The 18,519-nt window shown below is 71.8% G+C and carries 14 protein-coding genes; 9 read left to right on the top strand and 5 right to left on the bottom strand.

What is annotated here, in order from left to right; translation table 11 throughout:
* Positions 1 to 125: 125 nt before the first annotated feature.
* Both ACFVYL_RS36190 and ACFVYL_RS36185 read right to left on the bottom strand, forming a co-directional pair.
* Positions 126 to 395 carry a hypothetical protein gene (locus tag ACFVYL_RS36190; RefSeq protein WP_389724006.1) on the bottom strand — a complete coding sequence of 90 codons (270 nt, stop codon included), beginning with the start codon at positions 393 to 395 and terminating at the stop codon, positions 126 to 128.
* 98 nt (positions 396 to 493) lie between these two features.
* Positions 494 to 1,441 carry a LysR family transcriptional regulator ArgP gene (locus tag ACFVYL_RS36185; protein ID WP_389724004.1) on the bottom strand — a complete coding sequence of 316 codons (948 nt, stop codon included), beginning with the start codon at positions 1,439 to 1,441 and terminating at the stop codon, positions 494 to 496.
* A gap of 95 nt (positions 1,442 to 1,536) precedes the next feature.
* On the opposite strand from ACFVYL_RS36185, the gene ACFVYL_RS36180 reads away from it, so the two are divergent.
* On the top strand, positions 1,537 to 2,151 hold the full coding sequence (locus ACFVYL_RS36180) for a LysE/ArgO family amino acid transporter (protein ID WP_389724001.1): 615 nt from the start codon (positions 1,537 to 1,539) through the stop codon (positions 2,149 to 2,151).
* Positions 2,152 to 2,203: 52 nt separating this feature from the next.
* Here the strand turns inward: ACFVYL_RS36180 and thrS are convergent, their stop codons facing one another.
* Positions 2,204 to 3,529, bottom strand: a complete 1,326-nt coding sequence (gene thrS, locus ACFVYL_RS36175) for a threonine--tRNA ligase (protein WP_389723998.1) — start codon at positions 3,527 to 3,529, stop codon at positions 2,204 to 2,206.
* A 352-nt stretch (positions 3,530 to 3,881) separates the two neighbouring features.
* On the opposite strand from thrS, the gene ACFVYL_RS36170 reads away from it, so the two are divergent.
* From ACFVYL_RS36170 to ACFVYL_RS36160, 3 genes are all read left to right on the top strand, one after another.
* Entirely contained in the window at positions 3,882 to 5,390 is a 1,509-nt protein-coding gene (locus ACFVYL_RS36170) for an alpha/beta hydrolase (RefSeq protein ID WP_389723995.1), read from the top strand.
* A gap of 162 nt (positions 5,391 to 5,552) precedes the next feature.
* Complete coding sequence (locus ACFVYL_RS36165) at positions 5,553 to 5,726, top strand: hypothetical protein (RefSeq protein ID WP_389723992.1); 174 nt, start codon at positions 5,553 to 5,555, stop codon at positions 5,724 to 5,726.
* A gap of 128 nt (positions 5,727 to 5,854) precedes the next feature.
* A complete protein-coding gene (locus ACFVYL_RS36160; protein ID WP_389723989.1) occupies positions 5,855 to 6,148 on the top strand; it encodes a hypothetical protein in 294 nt (97 codons plus the stop codon).
* Positions 6,149 to 6,300: 152 nt separating this feature from the next.
* Here the strand turns inward: ACFVYL_RS36160 and ACFVYL_RS36155 are convergent, their stop codons facing one another.
* Positions 6,301 to 9,261, bottom strand: a complete 2,961-nt coding sequence (locus tag ACFVYL_RS36155) for a BTAD domain-containing putative transcriptional regulator (RefSeq protein WP_389723986.1) — start codon at positions 9,259 to 9,261, stop codon at positions 6,301 to 6,303.
* A gap of 41 nt (positions 9,262 to 9,302) precedes the next feature.
* Here ACFVYL_RS36155 and ACFVYL_RS36150 point away from each other — a divergent pair, with 41 nt between their 5' ends.
* From ACFVYL_RS36150 to ACFVYL_RS36135, 4 genes are all read left to right on the top strand, one after another.
* Entirely contained in the window at positions 9,303 to 10,277 is a 975-nt protein-coding gene (locus ACFVYL_RS36150) for a class I SAM-dependent methyltransferase (RefSeq protein WP_389723983.1), read from the top strand.
* A gap of 163 nt (positions 10,278 to 10,440) precedes the next feature.
* A complete protein-coding gene (locus ACFVYL_RS36145; protein WP_389723980.1) occupies positions 10,441 to 10,809 on the top strand; it encodes a helix-turn-helix domain-containing protein in 369 nt (122 codons plus the stop codon).
* The gene (locus ACFVYL_RS36140) at positions 10,806 to 12,326 is read left to right on the top strand and encodes a helix-turn-helix domain-containing protein (RefSeq protein ID WP_389723977.1); all 1,521 of its coding nucleotides are present in this window, start codon (positions 10,806 to 10,808) and stop codon (positions 12,324 to 12,326) included. Before ACFVYL_RS36145 ends, ACFVYL_RS36140 begins: the two co-directional genes overlap by 4 nt.
* 163 nt (positions 12,327 to 12,489) lie before the next feature.
* Complete coding sequence (locus tag ACFVYL_RS36135) at positions 12,490 to 13,053, top strand: GNAT family N-acetyltransferase (RefSeq protein WP_389723975.1); 564 nt, start codon at positions 12,490 to 12,492, stop codon at positions 13,051 to 13,053.
* A gap of 124 nt (positions 13,054 to 13,177) precedes the next feature.
* Here the strand turns inward: ACFVYL_RS36135 and ACFVYL_RS36130 are convergent, their stop codons facing one another.
* Positions 13,178 to 14,332: a N(5)-(carboxyethyl)ornithine synthase gene (locus tag ACFVYL_RS36130; RefSeq protein WP_389723972.1), complete on the bottom strand. Its 1,155-nt coding sequence runs from the start codon at positions 14,330 to 14,332 to the stop codon at positions 13,178 to 13,180.
* 383 nt (positions 14,333 to 14,715) lie between these two features.
* Between ACFVYL_RS36130 and ACFVYL_RS36125 the strand changes: the two genes are divergently transcribed.
* A complete protein-coding gene (locus tag ACFVYL_RS36125) occupies positions 14,716 to 18,489 on the top strand; it encodes an NB-ARC domain-containing protein (protein ID WP_389723969.1) in 3,774 nt (1,257 codons plus the stop codon).
* Positions 18,490 to 18,519 lie beyond the last annotated feature (30 nt).

Below are 18,519 nucleotides of genomic sequence, written 5' to 3'. Positions count from 1 at the left end.
CTTTGCATGATTCAGCAGGATTGTTGCGACATTGTTTTTGACGCAACGATTCTTTCTGTCACGCTGGGCGGTCCGGTTAATCCGGCCGCCCGTTCGGCCGGTGCGCCCGAGGCGTCCGTCGCGTATCAGCCGGCCGACCGGTCGCCGACCCGCACCGAAAGGCCGTAGTCCAATTCGGCACCGTCGACGAGCAACGCCTCGACGGAACGGGTCGCCGGATCGATGTCCGCCTCCATGCCGTCCCCCGCGTACCGCGGATAGCCGGAGGCGCCGGTCTCGCCGGTGGCCACCACCACCGCGGAACGCAGGGCGCCGACGGTGCCGTCCGGACCCGCCCCGCCCTCGGTGAACTCGGGCACAAGCAGCAGCTCGAAACTCTGCGGTTCAGTCGTCATGCCAGTGACGCTAGAGCAGGAGTCGCGCGCGCCGCACGTCCGCAACGCCGCGCGTGCGCCTGCTTCCGCCGCGCCCGGCACCGCCCCGCGGGGGCGCCTCACCGGTCCAGGGCCCGCCCGGCCGCGGCCACCACCGCCTCCGCCAGCGCGGCGAGCGCGGGCGAGTCGAGCTTCCACTGCTGCCAGAACAGCGGTACGTCCACGACCCGTTCGGCATCGAGAAGGGTCAGTGTGCCGGCGCGCAGCAACGGCTCGGCCTGGATCTGCGGCACCACGCCCCAGCCGAGGCCCGCCTCGATGGCCTCGACGAACCCGCGTGACGAGGGCACGTAATGCCGCAGAGGACCGGCGCCGCGCCCGCCCGTCACCTTGCGCGCGAAATCGTCCTGCAGACAGTCGCGGCGGTCGAAGCACATCACGGGGGCGTCCGCGAGGACCTCTCCCAGCGGCACCCGAGGCCAGCCACCGAGCCGCCGCGCCGCGAACGCGGGCGACGCCACGGGCAGATACCGCATCCGGCCGAGCCGCTGAACGGTGCAGCCCGCCACCGCGTCCGGCGACGACGTCACCGCGGCCATCACCGAGCCCTCGCGCAGCAGTGACGTCGTGTGCTCCTCGTCCTCGCGGCGCAGCTCGAAACAGATCCGCAGCTCGTCGGGGATCCGGGCCAGCGCGGACAGGAACCAGGTCGCGAGCGAATCGGCGTTCACCGCCACCGGCAGCGCGGCGGGCTCGCCCGTGTCGCTGATGCCCAGCTCGACGCGCGCGTCCCGCTCCAGGCGCGCCAGCTGCCGGGCGAACCGCACGACGACCTGCCCCGAATCGGTGGGCCGCACCGGCTTCGTACGCATCAGCAGGACCCGGCCCGTACGGCGCTCGAGGGCCTTGACGCGCTGACTGACCGCGGACGGCGTGACGTGCAGGGCGGCCGCCGCGGCGTCGAAGGTGCCCTCGTCGACGACGGCGAGGAGGGTCCGCACATGCTCCAGCGGCAACTCCGACACGGCCCCCGACAGCGCCCCCGCTCCCCTTTCCGCGTCCGGCACCGGTCTGCCTCCTGTCCTCATCATTAAGATTCCTTAAGCTACATGAGAATCCTTACCTGTACTTATAGCGTCAAGGATCCTTAACGTCGGTGTCCATGGGAACAGCACTGACCGCCACAGCAGCCGGATTCGGCACCGGACTCTCGCTCATCGTCGCCATCGGCTCGCAGAACGCCTTCGTGCTGCGCCAGGGCATCCGTCGTCAGGCGGTGTTCAGCGTGGTGGCCATCTGTGCGGTGTCCGACATGGTGCTGATCGCCGCGGGCGTCGCCGGGATCGGCTCCGTGGTGACGGCATGGCCCCCGGCGCTGACCCTCGTCGGCCTGATAGGCGGAGGCTTCCTCCTCTCGTACGCCGTGCTCGCCGCACGCAGGGCGCTGCGCCCCACATCGATGACCGCCACCGGCGCGACGGCCGGGTCACGGCGCGCGGCGCTCCTCGCCTGCCTGGCCATGACCTGGCTCAACCCACACGTCTACCTCGACACGGTGCTGCTTCTCGGCTCCGTCGCCGCCGGTCACGACGGACTGCGCTGGGCCTTCGGGGCGGGCGCGATGCTCGGCAGCATCTGCTGGTTCGCGGCGCTGGGCTACGGCGCCCGCCTGCTCAGCGGCTTCTTCGAGCGCCCCGCGTCCTGGCGGGCCCTGGATGCCCTGATCGCCGTGACGATGGCGGTCATGGGCGTGACGCTGGTCGCCGGGGTGCTCTGACCCGCACGGATGAGGCCGACCCGTACGGGTGTGTCCGCGCCCGGGGGGAGGCTTACGCCTGCGGCCCGTCCTCCCACACTTGGCTCCGGTGGCCCGCGACCAGCGAGCCGATGCGGGACAGGGCCTCGGCGGTCGGCATCGGATCCAGGCGCCGCCCGTCCCGCAGCCGCAGCGCGACCAGATCGTCGGCGTCCTCGCGCGCGCCGATGACGGCCTGATAAGGCACGAGACGGGCGGTCCGGACGCGAGCACCCAGGCTCCCCTGCTCGGGCGGCGCGAGCTCGGCCCGCAGTCCGAGCTCGGCGCACCGTCGCAGGAGGCGCTCGGCGCCCGGCAACTGGGCCTCGGACACCGGCAGGACCACCAGCTGAGTGGGGGAGAGCCAGGCAGGGAACGCCCCGCCGTGCTGCTCGATGAGATGGGCCACGGCCCGCTCCACGCTCCCGATGATGCTGCGATGGATCATCACCGGACGGTGCTTGGCGCCGTCCGCGCCGACGTAGTGCAGAGCGAACCGCTCGGGCTGGTGGAAGTCGACCTGCACGGTGGAGAGGGTCGACTCGCGCCCCGATCCGTCGACGACCTGCACGTCTATCTTCGGTCCGTAGAACGCGGCCTCGCCCTCCTCGGACTCGTAGGGCAGCCCGGAACGGTCGAGCACTTCGGTCAGCAGGGCGGTGGAGCGCCGCCACTTCCCGGGGTCGGCGACGTACTTGCCGCCGGGCCCCGGAAGGGAGAGGCGCAGGCGGGCCGGACGGATGCCGAGGGCGTCGTACGCACGGTGGATCATCTCCAGCGCGGCCCGCGCCTCGTCGGCGACCTGGTCCAGGGTGCAGAAAATGTGGGCATCGTTGAGGTGGATGGCCCGGACGCGGCTCAGCCCGCCCAGCACGCCGGACAGTTCGGCCCGGTACATGCCGCCGAGTTCGGCCATGCGCAGCGGAAGTTCCCGGTAACTGTGGGAGCGGGAGCGGTAGATGACCGCGTGGTGCGGGCACAGGCTCGGCCGCAGTACGACCTGTTCGCCGCCCAGATCCATCGGCGGGAACATGTCGTCGCTGTAGTGCGACCAGTGACCGGAGATTTCGTAGAGCTCCCGTTTGCCGAGCACGGGCGAGTACACGTGCTGGTAGCCCGCCCGTCGTTCGGCGTCGCGGATGTACTCCTCCAGGGCGTGCCGCACGGCCGCTCCGTCCGGCAGCCAGTACGGCAGTCCCGCGCCGATCAGCGGGTCGGTGCCGAACAGACCGAGTTCACGGCCGAGTCTGCGGTGGTCGTTCGGGTTCTGGGAGTGCAGGGAGCGCCGAGGGTCATGAGAGCGCTGAGGATTGTGAGAGCACTGAGGGTCCTGAGAGGTGTGAAGGTCGTGGTCGTGCATGGGGTCGGGTCTCCTCGCGGGTACCGGGCGAGTGACCGCAGGACGAAACCCCGGGGCACTCGCCCCGGGGCTTCGGACTCGGACATCGGTCAGCGCACCGGGACACTCTCCGGCGTCGTCGTCATCGCGGTGCGCTTCTCCATGTCGCGACCGTAACAGGGCGGAGCCCGTCACGGGATCGAATTTCCGGGCAGGCCCGGCGCCGCCCGCGGGTACCCGGACGGCGCCATCCCTCAAGCGTGAGGCGCTCCCGCGTTCGCGCCCCCTAGGTGATCCTTCGGGGTAAACCCCCACCCGTAGCGACCAGTTGGGAGGATGTGGCCACCAGGGGAGACCGACGAAGCTCATCCGCATGACGAAGAACAAGCGCACCGCCGTCCTGCTCGCCACCTCCGCCGCCGTCCTGACCCTCACCACACCACTCGCCGCAACGGCATCAGCATCGTCGACAGCTGCGAAGACGGCGCCCCGAGAGTCTCCGGCGCTCGACTGGACCCCCTGCGCGGGCCACGGCCCCGACTCCCGGCAGGAGTGCGCGACCCTCGACGTCCCGATGGACTACGCCCACCCCGGCGGAGAGCAGATCGAGATCGCCATCTCCCGCATCCGCAGCGAGAAGCCCTCCGCCCGCCGCGGCGCGCTCCTGCTCATCCCCGGCGGACCCGGCGGCTCCAGCATCGACGAACCGTCCGGCAAGGGACAGAAGCTGCCCCAGAGCGTGCGGGACACCCACGACCTCATCGGTTTCGACCCCCGCGGCCTCGGCCGTTCCACCCCCGTCACCTGTGGCTTCGAGCACGCCGACCTCGCCCCCTCCAGGCTCCGCCCCTGGCCCGCCCCCGACGGCTCGGTCACCGAGAACATGGCCGCCGCGCAACGGACAGCCGAGGCCTGCGCGCGCAACGGCGGCGAACTCCTCCGCCACATCAGCACCGCCGACAACGCCCGTGACATAGACCGCATCCGTGTGGCGCTCGGCGAGGAGAAACTCTCCGCGTGGGCGGTCTCGTACGGCACGTACGTCGGCGCCGTCTACAGCCGGCTGTTCCCGCACCGCACCGACCGCATCGTCCTGGACAGCAACGACGACCCCGACCCCGCCCGCGTCGGCCGCGGCTGGCTCGCCGCCCACGAGCGGGGCGTCGAGGACACCTTCCCGGCGTTCGCCGCGTGGGCCGCGGCGCCCGGCAACAAGTACCGCCTGGCCAGGACGGCGGCCGAGGTGCGCCCGCTCTTCCTCCGCCTAGCCGCCCGCCTGGACCGCGAACCGATCCCCTGGGAGGGCGCCAATCCGGCGGAACTCAACGGCAACGTACTGCGGCAGACCATGCTCGACACCATGGGCGACCCCGACGACTTCCCCGCCCTCGCCCGGCTGATCCTCGGCGCCCGGCAGGGCAGCCTGCCGTCCGCACCTCCCGCGCCTCCCGAGAACGCGGTCCAGAACTCCGTCGCCGTAGGTTCCGCGACCCTCTGCAACGACGTCGCGTGGCCCAGGTCGACGGCCGCGTACCGGAAGGGCGCCGCCGAGAGCCGCACCGCCTTCCCGCTCACCGCGGGCATGCCCAGGAACGCGATGCTCTGCGCCGCCTGGCCGTTCGAGCCGAAGGAGGCCCCGGTACGCATCACCGACCGGGGCCCGTCCAACATCCTGCTCGTCCAGAACGAGCGCGACCCGTACAGCCCGCTGGCCGGTGCACTGAAGCTGCGCGACGCCCTCGGCCGCCGGGCCACCATGGTGACCGTCGACGCCACCGGCCACGACTCGTACCTCGCCAACGGAAACGCCTGCGGGGACCGGACCGTCTCCCGCTTCCTGGCGACGGGTGAGCGGCCGGACCACGACACCTACTGCTCCTGACCCACCGGTCCCGAGCCGGTCGAGGCGTGTGAAAGACATCACAAGCGGCCGTCTCATGATCGGGGTCGGGTGCCATCGACGCACCGAGTTCGCGTAAGGTCGCGGGTCGGCCGCACACGGCCGACCCGAGCAACGCAGTCACCGAACAAGGAGCCGCAGGTCATGCCGGCCAATGACGCCACCCAGGCGCCGATCTATCACACACTCGTCCAGGAACACGGCGACGTCGTCGCCACGGCCCGCAAGGCCGCGGAGGACACTCAGCAGACGGCCGAGGACCTCCTGGACTTCAGCGCGCCCACCCGGTCCGACGCGCCCGCCGGTCCCGCGTCCTAGCGGGAGCGGCGTGGTCCGATCCGCCGTACCGCGCCCCCCCCCGGCACCCGGGGCGCCCGGAGGGGCCTGGTGATCGCCGCTCTCGCACCGCCTCGCGTCCAGGGCGGTCGATCGGCCAAGATGGCGTGATGGACTACCAGTTCTGGAAAGACATCCACGCCCGCGGCGGCATCCCCGCGGTCAGGAGCGCACTGGAGGACCTGCCCGGCGACCTCCCGCCGCAGGAAGCGGACGCCGCGACCGAGCTGGCCCTGAAGGTCATCGAGGACGACATCGCCCGCATCAACGCCCGCGCGGATCAGGCCGAGGCGCGGGCCCGCCAGCTGGCCGAGCAGGCGCGTGAGGTGAATCAGCAGCTCACCGAGCACGCGACGCGGGAGGCGGGCGGCGCAGGCGGCGGGTCGGAGAGGTCTGAGGGGTGACGCGGCCCATGGCGTGGCGCGGCAGGTGGGGCGACGCGGTCGGTGGCGTGACGCGACCGGCGGTGGGACCTTGTACCGGCACCGAATAGGTGCTGCTCTGTGTTCCGCCCGGCGGCTCCCTCACGCTCGCGTACGAGCACGTACGCGCACGCTCACGTACGAGCCATCAGCCGCACCATCGCCATGTCGTACCGCGCCTGCAGCCCCGCGTCCGCCGACACCCGCAGCAGCGCCCCGAGCGCGCGGACCGCGCCGTCGTCGTAGCCGCAGGCCTCCGCCTCACGCGCCGCGGCCTCCAGCCGCCGGATGCCCTCGGCCTCGTCGCCCATTCCCAGGAGCGCCTCCCCGATCACGGTGCGCAGCAGCACCCTGGCCGCGGTCGAGGCCTCCGAAGGGCTGTCGAGGTCGAGCGCTGCGACCGCCGTCTCGAACGCCGGCTGCCATTCGCCCGCGTCCAGCCGGTGCCGGGCGAGGTGGTACAGCGCCAAGCGCTCGGTGTTCCGGTCGCCGACGCTGTGCGCCAGCTCCGCCGCGAGCGCGCACCCCTCGGCGGCCTCCTCGGGGCTGCCGAGTTCCGACTGTGCCAGCGACAGGTTGATCAGCGCGGTCGCCTCGCCGCGCGTGTCATCGGCCCGCGCGGCGAGCACGGGCGCGGCTTCCAGATGGACCAGGGCCTCCCCGGTGCGCCCCTCCTCCGTCAGCACCCACCCGAGCAGGGCGAGGACCCGCGACTCGGCGCGCGCGTCACCGTCGGCCCGCGCCGCCTCAAGTGCCGTCCGCAGCAGGGGAGTCCAGTCGTCCCGCACCCGCCACACGATCTGCGGCCACTGCGCAAGGACGATGCGCCACGTCCTGGCGTGCAGCCCGGCGGCGTGCGCGGCGGCCGCGGCCAGCGTCAGGTCGTCCCGCTCGGCCGCGTACCAGTCCATGGCCTGCTCGCGGTCGGTGAACTCCCTTGTCGCCTGCGGCTGATGGAAGTCCGGGGGCAGTGAGAAACACGACTCGTCGCCGGGTTCGGCCGCGTCCGCCGCGGCGAGCGCCGTCGCGACGCTGTGGTCGAGCCCCCGTGCCAGGGTGTCGGGATGGGCGTCCAGGCCGCGCGCGTACAGCCGTACGAGGTCGTGCAGGGTCCAGCGGTCCGGCGCGGTCCGGATGACCAGGTGCGCCGCGGCGAGCTTGTCGAGGGCGGCCTCGGCCGACTCCGGATCAGTGCCCGCGAGGGCCGCTGCCGCGTACCGGTCGACATGCGTGCCCGGGTGCTGTCCGAGGTGGGCGAAGTGGTGCGCGGCGTCATCGGGCAGCCGTCGCACCGTCAGCCGCAGCGCGGCCCGTACACCCGTGTCCTCCACGTCCAGGAGGCTCAACCGGCGTGACTCGTCGGACAGTTCGTCGCTCATCGCTTTCAGGGACCAGTCCGGCTGGTCCGCGAGGCGGGCGGCGGCCACCCGCAGCGCGAGCGGCAGCCCGCCGCACAACTCCGCGAGGCGCCGGGCGGCCACCTCCTCCGCCAGTACCCGCTCCTTGCCGAGCACCGCGGCGAGCAGCGCGGTGCTGTCCTCCGCTTCGAGTACGTCCACGGGGACAGGACGGGCGGCGTCGGACGCGATGAGACCGCGCAGCCGGTTCCGGCTCGTGACCACGGTGACGCACTGCGCACCACCCGGCAGCAACTCTCTGACCTGCTCGGACGCGCGGGCGTTGTCGAGTACGACGAGGAGCTCGCGCTCGGCGCACAGGGAACGGAAGAGCGCGGAGGCGCCGCCGGCCGACTCCGGGATCCGGCGCGGCGCGACCCCCAGCGCCAGCAGGAACTCCCGCAGCACTTCGAGGTGGGCGGGCTCGCCCGTGTCGCTGAACCCGCGGAGATCGGCGTAGAGCAGCCCGCCGGGGAACTGGTCGCGGTTGCGGTGGGCCCAGTGCGCCACCAGGGCGGTCTTGCCCACGCCCGCGGGCCCGGTGACCAGGCAGACGGGCGCTTCGCCGGCGGCGGCGCGGGACAGGGCGGTGAGTTCCCCGGAGCGCCCGTGGAACCCGCGCGGCATGCGCGGCAGGAGGTCGGTCAACCCCGGGGGAGGGGAGACGGGAAGGCCGGGGACCGGGGAGGCGGAGAGGGCGGGGACGGGGGCAGGTATCGGAACTGGCGCCGCGCCCGGCGCCGAAACCACGACGGGGGAGGGAGGAGCGGGAACACCAGGAGCCGGAACACCAGAAGCAGGAACACCAGATGCGGGTACAGCACCAGCGGGAGCGGCAGCAGCGGGGACGGCAGAAGCAGACGCGAGGGCCGTGGGTGAAGCCGGTGACGGGTGCGACGGCAGGTGCGACGGCGAGTGCGAGGCCGATCCCGGTCTTCGCATCGCGTCGTCTCTGTCGTCCTCCCCACGCAGCACGACCGCGTAGGCGTCGGCCAGTTCCCGGCCGGGATCGACCCCCAACTCGTCGGCGAGCAGCCGTCGCGTGCGGTGGAACCAGTCGAGCGCCTCCGAGCGGCGTCCGGCCCGCTGGAGTTCCCGTACGAGCGCGGCGGACAGCGATTCGCGCAGCGGGTGGACGCTCGCCTCCGCCCGCAGCACGGCCGCGGCCCGTGGGTGTTCGCCCATCGCCGAGTACGCGGTGGCCAGCGACTCCACAGAGGCCAGGCGCAGTTCCTCCAGGGCCTGGGCGGCCGCCTGTAGGGGCTGACTGGGATACGCGCCGGTCAGCGCGGGCCCCTGCCACAGGGACAGCGCCTCCTGGTACATCGCCACGGCGTCGGCGGGCGCGCGCTGGCTGCGGGCCAGCGTCACGAGTTCCTCGAAACGGTGGGCGTCAAGCAGCGATTCCGGCATCCGCAGGACGTACGCCGTGCCCTGCGTGAGCAGTTCGACGCCGAACATGTCGGCCTCCGCGGCGGCGAGCAGGACCCTGAGCCGCGACACATGGCCCTGGATGACACCGCGGGCCCGCGCCGGCGGCTCGTGGTCCCACAGCGCGTCCGTCAACTGGTCCACCGGCACCGGGTGGTTGGGCCTGAGCAACAGGGCGGCGAGCAGGCTGCGCCGCTTGGCGGGACCGAGCGGCAGCACCCCCGCCTCAGTGGCGACGGAAACCGCTCCAAGCAGCCGGAACTCCACTGATGCAACTCCTCCGCGGGAAAAGATCCAGATTACCGGAGATGTGGCCCCGGCCCGAGTACGGTTTACGCGGATCCGGCGAGAAGGGGCGAGGGGGCAGGGTGGACGGGTGGGAGTGGGACGAGACGCTGTTCGCGGGGGCCGCCCCCTATTACGCGCGCGGAAGGCTGCCGTACGCCCCCGGCCTCGCGGACGTTCTCGCAGAGGCGCTGAACCTCGACGGGCGCGGGCGCCTCATTGACGTCGGCTGCGGTCCGGGCACCCTCGCGCTGACCCTGGCCCCGCTGTTCGGCGAGGTGGTGGGCCTGGACCCGGACCCCGAAATGATCGCCGAGGCGGGGCGCGGGGCCGTCGAGCGGGGTGTGGCCGCGCGGGCCCGATGGGTGCGGGCCCGCGCGGAGGAGCTGCCCGCCGGGCTCGGCACGTTCACCGTCGCGGTGTTCGCCCAGTCCTTCCACTGGATGGACCGCGACTTGGTGGCCACGACCGTGAAGGGCATGCTCTGCCCCGGCGGGGCCCTGGTGCACGTCTCGGACCTGAAGACGGAGGACCGGACTACGGAGGACCGGCCTGTGGACATGCCTGCGGACCGGATCGCGGACCGGACCGTGGGCCGGGCCATGGCCACGGGCGGGCTCCCGCATCCGCCGCCGCCCCATGAGGCCGTGGCGGACCTGGTCAGGCACTACTTGGGGTCGGTCCGCAGGGCCGGCCAAGGGGTGCTGCCGCAGGGCACCCCCGGCGGCGAGGCAGCGGTGTACGCCCGGGCGGGCTTCACGGGACCGCACCGCTATGTCGTCCCCGGCGGACAGCCCTTGGTGCGCTCGGCCGACGACATCGTCGCGGGGGTCTTCTCCCTGTCGAGCTCAGCCCCGCACCTGTTCGGCACCCACCGCGACCGCTTCGAGGCCGACCTGCGCGGGCTGCTGCGGGATGCCTCCACGTCGGGCCGCTTCTCTGAACGCGTCCCGAGCACCGAGGTCTTCGTCTGGCGGAACGGCACCGCGACGGTCTGATCGAGCGCGGCCGGGCGGACGCCCGCCCCGGCGCACCCTCAGCGCATCCCGGAGCACCCCGGGAGCATCCTCTGATCACCCCCATGATGCATCACAGTCAACACGCATGCGATATCCGCGAGTGATGTGCGAATAGCGCTGTCCCATTGGATAGGCTGAGGCCATGGGGATGTCTTCCGTCGAGCGGCTGCGCGTGGCGGTGGCCGCGCTGATGCAGGTCACCGGTGACACGCAGGCAGGTCTCGCCGCCGTACTTGGCGTCGACCAGACACAGGTGTCGCGCCGTCAGTCAGGCACCGCCGCCTGGGGTCTGGACGACTGCGACGCGATCGCCGCGCACTACGGCATCGATGTGCTCGACCTGCTGGCCGGCCCCACCCGAGCCTGCGAGGCGCTGCCCGCCGACCGCCGTCGTACGGTCCCGAGGCGCCGTACCGCGACCGTTTCATCAAATTCACCGACTTCACCGACTTCACCGACTTCACCGACTTCACCGGATTCGCCGGATTTGCCGAAGGGAGCCCGGCGGTGAGCGACTTCGACGCGATCGACGCACTGCTGGCCGCCTCCGGCCCGGAGGTGGAGCTGCCGCCAGCCGAGGAACGCCGCAGGCTGCGCGAGGCCCTGAATCTGTCGCAGGCGCAGGTGGCGCGAGCGATCGGGGTGAGCCCGAACACCGTGGGCGGCTGGGAGTCGGGCCGCGAACCCACCGGCGGCATTCGCGAGAAGTACGCGTACTTCCTCGACTCGGCTCGCACCAGGCTCGCCCCGCAGCCCGAGCCCGCGCCCGTGGCCGACCCCGCGAGCGAGGCCGCACCGACGACGCCGGAGGGCCCGGATAACAATGCGGCCGACAGCACGGCCGACAGCACGGCCGAGCGCTTGGCCCGCCCCGAACCGTGCGTCCTGTGCGGCCGACCCGCCACTCACCAGGTCGAGGGCTTCCCGCAGCACTTGGACCCCGCCGAATGCGGCACCGGCGCCACGACGGACACTCCTGCAGCCCCGCCCCTCGCAATCCGGACCCCCGCAGCCCCCACCGCCCCCACCGCTCCCGCCCGCCCGGCGGACGGGGTGAAGCTCCTCCCCGCAGGGCGCAGGGCGCAGACCGCCGCCGAGGCCCCCGACGCGATCGGGCAGGCCGTGAAGGAGGCGCTCGCCGCGCACGAGGGCGACGTGGACGCCGCCACCGCCGCCCTGGTCAAGCGCGCCATCCCGGACGCGATGGCCCTGCTGGACGAGACCCGCAAGGGCGGCCGCTACGACATCGTGGCGCACCCCTGGATCCCGGACATCCTGCGCAAGCAGACCTCGCGCGGCGCGGACCAGATCTGGGAGGCCCGCCCCAAGTGGACCCGGCCCGAACTCCCGCCCGGCGCCCACGAGGTGACGGCCCTCGACGTCAACGGCGCCTACCTCTCCGCGCTCAAGACGCACCTCCCGATCGGCCAGCTGGAGCACTCCACCGGCTTCGACCACGACCGCCGCCGCGCCGGCGTCCACCTCGTCACTCCGCCCGCCTGGGACCACGAGGGCGTCCTGCCGAACCCGATCGGCAACCGCGACGAACCGGGCCCTCTCTGGATCACCGAACCCACCCTGCGCCTGCTCCTGCGCCTCTCGTCGCCGAAGTACGGGCTGTGCGACCCGCCACGGATCCACGAGTCGTACACCTCCGGCGCGACCGAGGGACTCCTCGAAAAGTTCCGCGTCGCCCTCAAGGACGCCCGCGACCGGGCGATCGCCGAGGACGACGAGGTGACGCTGGAGTACGTGAAGGCGATGTACTCCAAGTTCGTTTCCACGATGGGGGAGTCGAACTACAACCGTGAGCTCAACCGCCCGGACTGGATGCACCTCATCCGCTCGCAGGCCTTCGCCAACCTCTGGATGAAGGCTTACAAGGCGTACGAGGAAGGCCTCACCGTCGTCCGCGCGATGGGCACAGACGAGCTCCATGTGATCGGCGACTGGCGCAGCGTCTTCCCTGAGGGGCGATCGGTCACCGAGGTGAAGGTCAAGGACGAGTACAGCCTCGGCCGGGACTGAGCCGGGAGACCGGTACCGGTGCAGGGTGATCCAACTTGGCCCAGTGGTGCGGTCGTCGATCGGTGTGATCACTGACGTCGGGGTCTTGATGGCGCATCGCCGACGCTCGGCGTAGCCGTGAAAATCGATGGGCTGCCCGACTTGTCTCGGGCATGATCGACTCGTGAAGACCTACCTGGAGACCGAGCGCCTGACCCTGCGGCACTTCACCGCCGATGACGCGGGCCTGCTGATCGAGCTGGACAGTGACCCGGCGGTCATGCGCTACCTGTCCGGCGGCAGTCCGACCGCGCCGGAACTCATCCGCGAGCGCGACCTGCCGAGCATCCTCTCCGGCTACGAGAGGTGGGGCGGCGACCTCGGAGTTTTCGCCGCGCACGAGAAGGACGGCGGAGCGTTCATCGGCTGGTTCATCCTCCGTCCCGAGCCGGAGGGCCCACTGGACGAGGTCGAGCTGGGCTACCGGCTGCGCCAGGCGGCCTGGGGCAGGGGTTACGCCACGGAGGGCTCGCAGGCCTTGCTGGACAAGGCATTCACCGAGCTCGGTGTGCGCATGGTCTGGGCTACGACGATGTCCGTGAACCGCGGCTCGCGCCACGTCATGGAGAAGCTCGGAATGACGCTCGCGGACACCGTCTCCACCCCTCCCGACATGGAGATGATCGAGGGCGCCGAATTCGGAGGCGTACGGTACGAGATCGCCAAGGAGCGGTGGAAGCGGCAGTAGCCGCTGTGCGAGCGGCCGCCCTGGACCCGGAATCGGCGACGTGCGAGCCACGTCCGGCGGAAGGCCGGAGCGCCTGGTCGACGGCGTAGCCGGGCGGCGCCGTCGACCAGGAGGCATCGGCGGCTCAGAGCAGGGTGTGCGGGTACTGTTCGGCGCGGTGCTGGAAGGCTAGGACCGCAGGGTTCTGGACGGTGCCCCCGCGGATTTCGATCGCTCGTTGAATCGTGCGGTCACCGTCCCAGCCGGCCGGTCCTTGCAGGACCGGGCGCAGGAAGGGGAGCAGTGCCTGGCTGTTCTCCCAGGTGGCGGCATCCCACAGGTAGGAAGGGCTGTGGTCCACGGCGTAGTAGTGGACGTGGTCGCCGACGGTGAACATCGGCTCGTTGAACGTGGTGGGCCGAGCCCAGGCGAAGCCCATGCCCTGGTCACACGAGACGTCGATCACGAGGGTCCCGGGCGCGAGCTTCGGCAGATCCTCCTCTATCAGGAACATCAGCGGCGCCGCGGTGTCCTGGAGCACGCAGTTGACGATGATGTCGTGCCCGGCGAGGAACTCGGCCAGCGGCTCCGGGCCGTCCTCCGTGAGCGCGATGCTGCGCCGCGGGTCGAGGGTGTCGTCGGCCGTGTCGTGGTCGAAGTGCACGATTCGCGCCGAGTGGATCGGTGAGCTGACGGCAGCTATCCCGCGGGCGGTCAACACGTCCACGTCGTGGACGCCCAGCGCGCTGAGCGCGGTGACCGCGCCACGGGCGGTGGCGCCGAAGCCGATCACCACCGCACGCCGCCGACGCCCGTAGTCACCGGTCGTCCCGGTCAGCTGCATGGCATGCAGCACCGACGAGTAGCCGGCCAACTCATTGTTCTTGTGGAAAACGTGCAGGCTGAACGAACCCGTCCGGGTCCAGTGGTTCATCGCCTCGAAGGCGATCACCGTGAGCTTGCGGTCGATGGCGGCCTGCGTGACCTTCTCGTCCTGCACGCAGTGCGGCCACCCCCACAGCACCTGCCCCTCCCGCAGCTCCGCGAGGTCCTCGTGCAACGGTTTGGCCAGCAGGATGACGTCACACTCCGCGATCAGCTCCTCGCGTGAGCGGAAACCGGCGACCCACGGTGCAAGCTGATGGTCTGGCACACCGAAGTGCTCTCCGTAACCGGTCTGCAGATAGATGCTGCGCTGAAGGTCGGCGTCGATGCGTTCGAAGTGCGCCGGGTGGATCGGCAGACGACGCTCGTTCTCTTTGCGGGTCTGCGACATGATTCCGAGCTTGAGCTGCTGCAAAATACCCCTTTGGTTACTACCTGTCTAACACACCCCGGGGCCAGAGGACTTGGCGGACAGTGCTCATCCGGTCCGGGCTGCCGTCTGCGCCGCCCTCCGCGACCGGTGGCCGGACGCTGTCCCGGCACAGTCGCGCTCGGTCAACGCGCCGACCCATTCGGCGCCGGGGAGGGTAGGGGGCGCGTCCGGTGAAGCGTCCCTGGCCGGGATCGTAGGTGCGGGCGCGCGAAGCCGCGGCCGCGCAGCCCGTCGCAAGGCCGGGCGATCTGAAGTCGACGGGCGCGCGAGGCGGTCGGCCGACCGGGAGACTTGGGGCATTTCGCTGAGAATGGTGGGCGATGTCGTTACCGTCGCACGCAGGGATGGTGGCCGGGGGTGGGCGCGTGCGGACGAAGGCGTGGGTGTGGACGGCGGCCGTGGTGGCGGGGACCACGCTCAGTGCCGCACTGGCGCTGCTGCTCGCGCTGGCGGGCGCCCCCGCGACGGCCGCGCCCCGTTGGCCCGGGTACCTGGATGAGCTGCGGCAGCATCCGTGGGCGTACACGGTCGTCCTCGGCGCGCTGGGCATCGCGGCGGCCGGTGTCATGGCATGGCTCCAGTCCCGTCCGCCTGCGGTCGCGAATGATCCGCCGCCCCCGTCGGCGCCGACACTGCCGGAGTGGTTCATCGACCGGGCCGAGGCCCATGCCACCGTAACGGCGGTATGCCGCGGCGACCGCGCCGTGGGCCTCACCACCGCCCTGGCGGGAGCTGGCGGCTTCGGCAAGACGATGCTGGCGGAGGCGGTGTGCGCGAACGGGCAGGTACGCAGGCGCTTCCGTTCCCGCATCTACCTGGTCACCATCGGCAGGGACGTCCGCGGGCGGGCGGATGTGACGGCCAAGGTCGCCGAAGTCACCCGGTTCGTCACGGGTGATACGACGGAGTTCGACGACCCCGCACTCGCCGGCAGCCACCTCGGCCGTCTCCTGGACCAGCGGCCGCGCACGCTGCTCGTCCTCGACGACGTGTGGGAGCACGAGCAGTTGGCCCCTTTCCTGAGGGGTGGCCGCCGCTGCGTACGTCTCATCACCACCCGCAAGCCCGAGCTGGTGCCCGCCGAAGCCCGCATCCCGGTCGACCAGATGTCCCGCGCCCAGGCCCAGGCCGTGCTGACCTGGCACCTACCCCCGCTGCCCGGGCCCCTGGTCGACGCCCTGTTGCAGGCAACCGGCCGATGGGCCCTGCTGTTGCGGCTGACCAACCGCCTGATCGCCGAGCAGCACGCCACCGGCGCCGATGCCGCTTCCGCCGGTGAGCGCATCCTTCACCGGCTGCGCGGCAGCGGGCCCGCCGCCGTGGACAGCCCGACCGCCGCCTGGGACCTCGACGACCCAGGCCTGCGCAATCAGCGGGTCCGGGCATCAATCGAGGCCGCCACCACGCTGCTGCCGGCCGACAGTCGGCAGCGCTTGGCCGAGCTCGGCATCTTCGCCGCGGGCGAGTCCCTTCCCCTTTCGGTAGTCACCTTGCTGTGGCAGGGCACCGGCGGACTGGACGAGGAGCAGTGCCGCACGCTCTGCCGGGACCTGGAACGACTGTCCCTGCTCACCCTCGACCAGTCGGACGGCGGCTGGATCAGCCTCCATGACGTCATTCACGACTACCTGCGCGGTGAGCTCGGCGCGGACGGCCTGGTCCGCGTCAACTACGCCCTGACCGGCGCCATCGCCACCAACCTGCCCACGGCCCGCCCTCTGGCCCCCGACCAGGTTGCCCCTGGGCACGCCTGGTGGCAACTGACCGACGACTACCTCCTGGACCACCTCATCGTCCACCTCCTCGCGGCCGGTCGGACCTCCCAGGCCGAGGCCGTGGCCGGGGACATCCGATGGGTGGAGACCCGCCTCAGCCACCGCGGACCCACCGCCCCCTGGAGCGACCTCGTCCGTACGGACACACCCCACACCCGCCTGCTGGCACACACCCTCTCCCAGGCCGCACACCTCCTCAGCCCCACGGACCCGCCCCACCTCCTCACCGGCGTCCTTCACACCCTCCTCGACACACATACCTACTGGCGCCCCCAAGTCGCCGCCCGGCGCAACGACCTGGCGCAACGCCCCTGTCTCGAACCCCTGTGGCCCCTGCCCGACGCCCCCGCTTCCGCGCTCCGGCGGACCCTCACCGGACACGTCGCCGGGGTGTGGGCGGTGGCCGTCGCGCCGGACGGCACGTGGCTCGCCACCAGCGATGGGAGAGTGCGTGTTTGGGAAGGTGACGACTCCGGCGACGACGGGACGGTGCGGATCTGGGACCGGGCATCCGGCACCTGCACGGCCACGCTCACCGGCCATCGCGGCCGGGTGGGATCGATAGCCATCAGCCCGGACGGGACGTGGCTCGCCACCACGGGCGGCAGCGACTACGCGTTCGAAGGCGACGGGACGGTGCGGATCTGGGACCGGGCCTCCGGCACCTGTACCGCCACACTCACCGGCAACGACAGCAACGTGAAGTCCGTGGTGGTCGCCCCGGACGGCACGTGGCTCGCCACCACCGGCCATGACGACGAGGCAGTGTGGATCTGGGACCCCTCCACCGGTGTCTGCACCGCCACTCTCACCGGCCGGGCCGGTGCGGTGCGTTCGATGGCGATCGCTCCGGACGGCAGATGGCTCGCCACCATCAGCTTCCGGGACGGAGCGGTCCGGATCTGGGACCGGGCCACCGGGACGTGCACCGCCACCCTCACGGCACAGGCGGGCTGGCTGGGGTCGGTGCAGATCGCTCCGGACGGCAGGTGGCTCGCCACCACCTGCGCCGCCGACAAGGCGGTGCAGCTCTGGGACGTGGCCACCGGTACCTGCACCACCACCGTCCCCGACCAACCCCACAGGGTGCGTGCGATGGCGATAGCCCCGGACAGCACCTGGCTCGCCACCGTCGACGGCCACGGGTCGGTACGGATCTGGGACCGGGCGTCCGGCACGTGCACGGCGACCCTCACCGGCCACCGCGGCCGGGTGGCATCGATCGCCATCGCCCCGGACAGCACCTGGCTCGCCACCGGCGGCGAGGCGGACGGGACCGTACGCATCTGGGACCGGGCCGCCGGTAGCTGCACGGCGACCCTCACCGGACACCGCGGCAGCGTGGGGTCGATCGCCATCGCCCCGGACGGAGCCTGGCTCGCCGCAGGCAGCGACGGTGACAAGTCGGTGCGGATCTGGGACCGGTCCCTCGCCGTCCAGACGCCACCGGACTCCGTCCACCGCAACGGAGTGGCCGCGGTGGCGATCAGCCCGGACGGCACGTGGCTCGCCACCGGCGACGGCGACGACTACGGCGACGGAAAGGCGCGGATCTGGGACCGGGCTACCGGCACCTGTACGGCGACCCTCACCGGACACCGCCGCCGGGTGGCGGCGGTCGCCATCAGCCCGGACGGCACGTGGCTCGCCACCGGCGACGGCCTCGGGAAGGTGCGGATCTGGGACCGGGCGTCCGGTGCCTGCACCGCCACCCTCACCGGCAACGGCAGCGAAGTGAAGGCGCTGGCGATCGCCCCGGACGGCACCTGGCTTGCCGCCGGCGGCGAGCTCGACGAGGCCCTGCGGATCTGGGACCTGGCTACCGCGACCTGCAAGTCCACCTTCGAGGGCCACTATCGCACCGTGGAGTCGGTGGCGATCGCCCCGGACGGCACGTGGCTCGCCACCAGCGACAACCTCGGGGATGTACGGATCTGGGACCGGACGACCGGAACCTGCACGGCCGCCGCCACCGACCGCGAATTCCACTCGGTGGACACGCTGGCGATCAGCCCGGACAGCACGTGGCTCGCCGCCGCGGGTGGCAGGTATGACGGCTACGACGACGGAATCGTACGCATAGGGGACCGGGCGTCCGGCACCTGGACGCACACCCTGACCGGCCACCGCGGCCGAGTGGGGGCAATCGCGATCAGCCCGGACGGCATGTGGCTAGCCAGCGTCGGGGGCAGCAAGTACGGCGACGGCGGCGATGGAACGCTGCGCATCTGGAACACCACCACGCGCAGCCTCGCGGCCGTCGCCCGAGCCGAATCGGCGCTCTTCTCTTGCGCCTGGGGGCCTGAGCACGTCCTGGCAGTCGGTGGACGGCGGGGGCTGTATCTCTTTCAACTGCGGGTCTGACCAGGCAACTTGCGTCCCCGGGGGGGACCT

This window comes from Streptomyces sp. NPDC058308 (assembly GCF_042880275.1).
GTDB lineage: Bacteria > Actinomycetota > Actinomycetes > Streptomycetales > Streptomycetaceae > Streptomyces.
Note: the sequence above shows the minus strand (reverse complement) of the source record. Positions and strands in the feature narration are given on the sequence as shown.

Excerpts from the sequence above, each read along its gene's own strand:
- ACFVYL_RS36190 (WP_389724006.1), bottom strand. The coding sequence starts at position 395 with ATGACGACTGAACCGCAGAGTTTCGAGCTGCTGCTTGTGCCCGAGTTC.
- ACFVYL_RS36180 (WP_389724001.1), top strand. The coding sequence starts at position 1,537 with ATGGGAACAGCACTGACCGCCACAGCAGCCGGATTCGGCACCGGACTC.
- thrS (WP_389723998.1), bottom strand. The coding sequence starts at position 3,529 with ATGCACGACCACGACCTTCACACCTCTCAGGACCCTCAGTGCTCTCAC.
- ACFVYL_RS36170 (WP_389723995.1), top strand. The coding sequence starts at position 3,882 with ATGACGAAGAACAAGCGCACCGCCGTCCTGCTCGCCACCTCCGCCGCC.
- ACFVYL_RS36165 (WP_389723992.1), top strand. The coding sequence starts at position 5,553 with ATGCCGGCCAATGACGCCACCCAGGCGCCGATCTATCACACACTCGTC.
- ACFVYL_RS36160 (WP_389723989.1), top strand. The coding sequence starts at position 5,855 with ATGGACTACCAGTTCTGGAAAGACATCCACGCCCGCGGCGGCATCCCC.
- ACFVYL_RS36150 (WP_389723983.1), top strand. The coding sequence starts at position 9,303 with ATGTGGCCCCGGCCCGAGTACGGTTTACGCGGATCCGGCGAGAAGGGG.
- ACFVYL_RS36145 (WP_389723980.1), top strand. The coding sequence starts at position 10,441 with ATGGGGATGTCTTCCGTCGAGCGGCTGCGCGTGGCGGTGGCCGCGCTG.